We start from the raw sequence: 6,201 nt of genomic DNA, 5'->3' as shown, positions 1-6,201 counted from the left end.
CCTACGGAGTGCGGTTATTTTTGGAATGGTGGTTTCTACGCAGATGGCACTCCTACGGAGTGCTGTGGCGTTAGTTGTCGCTTTTGCTACACAGATTTTACTCCTTCGGAGTAAGGTGGAATTTTTATTTTGAAAGGTGTGGAAATTGCTGACATTACTTGAGTGGATTCTGATTGGATGAAAAGTGTTTTTGGCTGAACGGGTGCGAGTTCGTTTTGCATAGTATTGGTGGACGTCCGCAGCAGCAGATGGGATGATTTGAAATCTGAAGTTTGAGATTTGAAATTCGGAGTGCAGAGTCCGGATCTGGAATGTGGAATGGGGAATGTGAAATGTGAAATGTGGGTACGGGCGGGACGCCCGCACCAGCGGTGAGTGTTCTACTTTGTTGGCTTCATAGCTCGATTCATAAAAGGTTGATTTTTGTGTGGAAGTAACCACCCCCGTCTAAAATCTGCGATTATTGACATCCCCTCCGGAGGATGGGAATGGTTCAACGGGGTATTGGAAATAAGGGAAGTTTGGTCTTTACGAATGATCGAACTGAAAATGTAGTGAGAATCGATGGTTGAAACTTTTGAATTGAAGTTTGGCTTTCCGGTTATGGTTTTTGCTGCTTTCTTTAATGAGATTATTGTAGATTAATTACTTACTGGTGATTACTTATTACCTATTGCTCATTACTTATCAAAATTCAACAGTTCTTAAAAAGCCAAATCGTAACTNGGCTGACGGAATGAAATGGAGGCAGCCGCAAAAAAGATATAGTGGACAGCGGGTTCCCGGCTCATGAAAATTATGTGGGAGGATCTGAGGGTTGGAGAGTTTGAGGATTTGAGGGAAGTGAGATGCAATATAATGTGAGTAAGGCCTTAGGCTTCTATGCTTCGGATTCTAAATCTTCAATGGCAAATTGAATTTTGTCGTATTCGAAGCCGCGGCTGATGAGATATTTAATGGTTTTAGACTTTTTCTGGTATTCTTTTAAACCATGGTGTCTGGAAGAATAATCCTGATAGATTTTTGTGATGGTTTTCTGGTAATCTTCTTCGTGAATTTCGTCGAAGCATTTGCTGATCAGCTTATCGGTGATGCCTTTGTGTTTCAGATGGATTTTGATTTTGGTTTTCCCCCAATGTTTGATGTAAAATTTCCCGCGGATATAACTTCTGGTGAAACGTTCTTCGTTAAGGTAGTTTTCCTTTAATAAATAAAGATAGATTTCTTCTTTTGCCTCATCAATCAACAGAAAATCTCTCATCTTCTGCTCCACTTCGGCATGACAGCGATCCTGATAAACGCAGTAGTTGACCAGTTTCTGTTTGATTTCCTGAAAGGTGTAGGATTTGCTCAAGATTTGAGATTTGAAGTTTGAGATTTGAGATTCGGGTTCCGGGTTACGAGATGCGTGAGTTGATGTTCGAGGCTTTTGTTTTAATAAGATTAAAAAAGGTGCAAAATAAATCTGCACCTTTTATATTATATATAAGCTAAAAGCAAGATGCCATCAGCCAGAAGCCTTCTAATAATTGAAAAGTGCTTTGCCTTCCATTAATTCGTTTACTTTTTTCTTTACGGAAGTGATTACTTCTTCGTTTTTGATATTGTCAACAACTTCAGAAACCAGTCCAGCAATCGTATCCATATCGTTTTCTTTTAAGCCTCTCGTAGTAATCGCTGCAGTTCCGAATCTGATTCCGGAAGTTGTGAACGGCGACTTGTCGTCAAAAGGAACCATGTTTTTATTACATGTAATATCAGCCAAAACCAAAGCTTTTTCAGTTTCCTTACCGTTTACTCCTTTATTTCTAAGATCTACTAACATTAGATGGTTATCTGTTCCGCCACTTACGATTTCAAAACCTCTGTCGATCATCGATTTTGACAAAGCTCTTGCGTTGGACTGAACCTGTTTTGCATACGTTTCAAACTGTGTATCCAAAGCTTCTGCAAATGCAACTGCTTTTCCTGCGATTACGTGTTCCAACGGACCGCCCTGAATTCCAGGGAAAACAGCGCCGTCAAGCACCTGGCTCATCATTTTGATGTCTCCTTTTGGTGTTTTGTGACCATATGTATTTTCGAAATCTTTGCCCATCATGATCATCCCTCCTCTTGGACCTCTCAATGTTTTGTGCGTAGTTGTAGTTACCACATGGCAATGTTCAAATGGATTATTCAACAGACCTTTTGCCACCAAACCTGCAGGGTGAGCGATGTCTGCCCAAAGTGTAGCTCCGATTTCGTCTGCCACCTCTCTGAATTTTGCATAATCCAAATCTCTTGAGTAAGCCGAGAAACCAGCGATCAGCATTTTTGGTTTTTCTCTCAATGCCACCTCTCTCATCTGATCATAATCGATCAAACCTGTTTCTTTCTGAACGCCGTAAGAAACAACGTCATACTGAATTCCTGAGAAATTCACCGCAGAACCGTGGGTAAGATGACCTCCCATTGAAAGATCCATCCCCATGATTTTGTCACCCGGTTTCAAAACAGCGAGATAAATTGCTGCGTTGGCCTGAGAACCTGAGTGCGGCTGAACATTAACGTAATCTACTCCGAAAAGTTCTTTAGCTCTGTCTATAGCCAAAGTTTCAACCTCATCTACGACTTCGCAACCTCCGTAATATCTTTTTCCGGGATATCCTTCTGCATATTTGTTGGTCAAAACGCTTCCCATTGCTTTCATCACGTTTTCAGAAACGAAATTTTCTGATGCGATCAGTTCGATACCGTGCGTCTGTCTCTGTCTTTCTTTTTCGATAAGGTCAAAAATAATGTCCATTTACTTTTTAAGTTTTAGATTACTTCAGCAAAAATAAGGAATTTTAAATGAGATTTAAAATATAATTCAAATGATAAATCTGATTTTAATAATGATTTAAAATATCAAATCTGTATTTGCAATAGCATATTAAATGTCTGCTCTTTTGCCTTGAAGCAGAAGAACCAAAAATTCAAGACTTGGAAACTCGGCTAAAATTTTAAAAAAATCCTAAAATTTCCAAAACTCGGGCGGAAAGAAGATGAGTTTCATTTAACATGATTTTTGCCGCCACTCAAACAGTGGAAATTTCTTAACGGATTTTTTTTAAAATTTTTTAACGCCTCCGTTTCCGAAGTCATTTAATGCAAAAAAGTTCTGAGAAACGAATCACAGAACTTTTAAAAATAATCAATTGAAGAAATTTTATTTTAAAGTAAATTTTACTTTTGTAAGAATATTGTCTGAAGAGTTTCCGATCTGGGCTTCGAAATCTCCCGGCTCGGCAAACCATGCGTGTTTTTCGGCATCGAAGAAACTTAAGGCTTCTTTGTCTATTGTAAATGAAACTTCTTTCTCTTCGCCCGGATTTAAAAACACTTTTTCAAAACCTTTCAGTTCTTTTTCAGGTCTTAAAACGGATGATTTTTTGTCTGAGATGTAAAGTTGAACCACTTCTGCTCCAGCTTTATTACCGGTATTTTTAACTTTTACAGTAAAACTGATTTTATCATTCTGCGAAATGGTCGTTTTATCTGAATCTGCTTTACCAAACTGGAATGTCGTGTAACTTAAACCATGACCGAAACTGAATAACGGTTTGATCTTTTTGGTGTCATGCCATCTGTATCCTACCAAAATCCCTTCGTTGTAGGTAATGTTGATTGGATTTTTCTGATCTTTACCTTTTCCGGCAGCCAGTTCTTCCTTGTTTCCGGGATATTCACCCAATTTGTGAGCTGAATTATCTTCCAGTTTCACAGGGAAAGTGAAAGGTAATTTTCCTGAAGGATTCGCATCACCAACTAATACTGACGCAATTGAATTCCCAGCTTCGGAACCCAAATACCATGCCTGGACGATTGTTGGAACTTCTTTTACCCACGGCATTGCCACAGCATTTCCGGAAACTAAAACCACTGCCAGATTTTTATTGGCTTTTGCCAACGCTGAAATCACATTGTCCTGGTTGTACGGCAATCCGTAGCTTTTTCTGTCGTTGCCCTCGCTGTCCTGAAAATCGGCTTTGTTTAAACCTCCTACAAAGATGACATAGTCTGAGTTTTTGGCCAATTCGACTGCTTCTTTTAAAATTTCATCGGCGGAGCGGCTGTCTTTCAGATCCTGACCGGATTTTACACCATTGTATTCTCCGCCAACATCACCTACGTAACCTCTGGCATACTGTACATCAGCGTTTTTGCCGAATCTGTTTTTAATTCCATCCAACGGTGATGTTTCGTATTTAACTTTTAAAGAAGACGATCCGCCACCTACAGTCATTACTTTGATCGCATTTTCTCCGATCACTGCAATTTTTTTGGCCGTGTTCATATTAACCGGAAGAACGTTTCTGTCATTTTTAAGTAAAACAATTCCTTCTTCTCCGATTTCTTTTGCTACAGCTTTATGTTCTGCAGAAGCGACATTTCCGAAAGGTTTATTTTTATTTAAAGTCGTTTTATAAGCTAAATTTAAAATTCTTGTGACTTTATCATCCAGTTCTGTGGTACCGACTTTTCCTTCTTTAATCATTTTTAGATAAGGATGCGCCAGATAATAATTGTCGTAAGCGTTTGAAGTTCCGGCAGAAAGACCATTCGTCCAGCTTCCGAATTCCAGATCAAGTCCGTTTTTGATGGCCTGTTCGGTACTATTTACTGCGCCCCAGTCTGAAACCACTACTCCTTTATAATTCCACTCTTTTTTTAGAATATCATTTAAAAGATACTGATTTTGGCTGGCGTACTGATTTTTGTACATATCGTAAGCTCCCATAATCGTCCACGAATCCCCTTCAGTTACCGCTGCCTTGAATGCAGGAAGATAAATTTCGTATAAAGTTCTGTCGTCTACAGTCACATTGCTGGTATGGCGGAACATTTCCTGATTATTCAGCGCAAAATGCTTCACAGAAGTGGCAACGCCGTTGGACTGTACACCTTTTATATAAGGAACAACCATTTTTGAAGTCAGATACGGATCTTCGCCCATGTATTCAAAATTCCTTCCGTTGAGCGGTGTTCTGTAAATGTTAACTCCAGGTCCCAGAAGAATATCTTTTTTTCTGTACCGGGCTTCCTCGCCAAGTGCTTTACCGTAATTCCATGACATATTTTTGTTCCAGGTTGCGGAAAGAGCAGTCAATGCGGGATAAGCAATGATGGAATCATTCGTCCAGCCTGCCTGATCCCATTCGTCCCAAAGCACTTCTGGCCTTACACCGTGAGGACCGTCTGTAGTCCAGAATTCGGGAATTCCCAAACGGGGAACGCCTGGAGAAGAGAATTTTGACTGAGCGTGAAGCATAGCCACTTTTTCTTCAAGTGTCATTCTTGAAAGTGCATCTTTTACTCTTTGCTCAACAGGTTTTGATTCATCAAGATAAACCGGTATCGTTTTGTTCTGCGCAAATGCAGAAGCGGAAATTAACATAGAAAAACTAAAGAGAGCAGCTTTTTTGATCATAAATCTTTTAGTTTGAATTGGTAACAAATTTAAGCATTTTAATTTTATTTGCTCAAAATGAGACAATGAATTTTAAAAAAATTTACTTTGAAGTAAAATTAATTGTTCTTTTGCCTTGAAGCAAAAGAAACAAAAATTCAAGACTTGGAAATCCTTGATTCGACGAAGTCAAACTCGTCTAAAATTTAAAAGAAATTCCAAAAATTTCGAAGCTCGGGCGGATAGAAGATTGGCTTATCTGAAATGATTCTTGCCGCCACTCAAACAGTGGAAATTTCTTAACAAATTTCTTTTAAATTTTTTAACGCCTCCGTTTCAGAAGTCAGAAAAGTACATAATTGTTTTCTTCACAAAGCCGCTCATTTATAAAAAATCTCCTCAAATGATCTGAAGAGATTTTTTCGAAATATTAAGTTTTAAGGAAATATTTAAAGATATTAATGAAGCTCAGATTTATCTAATTCCTCAAAAATGTTTTTTCTCCAAAAACTATGGACTGGAATTCTCAACATTCTTGATTAATTTAAATACTCTGTTCTTTTGCCTTGAAGCAAAAGAACCAAAAATTCAAGACCTGGAAACTCAGCTAAAATTTTGAAGAATCTCCTAAAATCTCCAAAACTCGGGCGGGAACGAATTTTTATCATAGAATAATTAATTTTGCCGCCACTCAGACACTGGAGATTTCTTAACGGAAATTCTTCAAAATTTCTTAACGCCTCCGTTTCCGAAGTCAAGAAAATCCA

The 6,201-nt window shown here is 38.6% G+C and carries 4 protein-coding genes; all 4 read right to left on the bottom strand.

Annotation, left to right across the window (positions count from 1 at the left end):
* Positions 1-880 precede the first annotated feature (880 nt).
* Positions 881-1,357 carry a regulatory protein RecX gene (locus tag ASG21_RS17910; RefSeq protein ID WP_241773529.1) on the bottom strand — a complete coding sequence of 159 codons (477 nt, stop codon included), beginning with the start codon at positions 1,355-1,357 and terminating at the stop codon, positions 881-883.
* A 165-nt stretch (positions 1,358-1,522) separates the two neighbouring features.
* Positions 1,523-2,788, bottom strand: a complete 1,266-nt coding sequence (gene glyA, locus ASG21_RS17905; protein WP_056083928.1) for a serine hydroxymethyltransferase — start codon at positions 2,786-2,788, stop codon at positions 1,523-1,525.
* 405 nt (positions 2,789-3,193) lie between these two features.
* Positions 3,194-5,422: a glycoside hydrolase family 3 C-terminal domain-containing protein gene (locus ASG21_RS17900; RefSeq protein WP_241773528.1), complete on the bottom strand. Its 2,229-nt coding sequence runs from the start codon at positions 5,420-5,422 to the stop codon at positions 3,194-3,196.
* A gap of 551 nt (positions 5,423-5,973) precedes the next feature.
* Positions 5,974-6,201: hypothetical protein (locus tag ASG21_RS20490; RefSeq protein ID WP_206743179.1), on the bottom strand; the 228-nt coding region annotated here is incomplete at its 5' end.

The organism is Chryseobacterium sp. Leaf394, assembly GCF_001424105.1.
Classification (GTDB): domain Bacteria; phylum Bacteroidota; class Bacteroidia; order Flavobacteriales; family Weeksellaceae; genus Chryseobacterium.
This window is presented reverse-complemented; position numbering and strand designations above follow the sequence as displayed.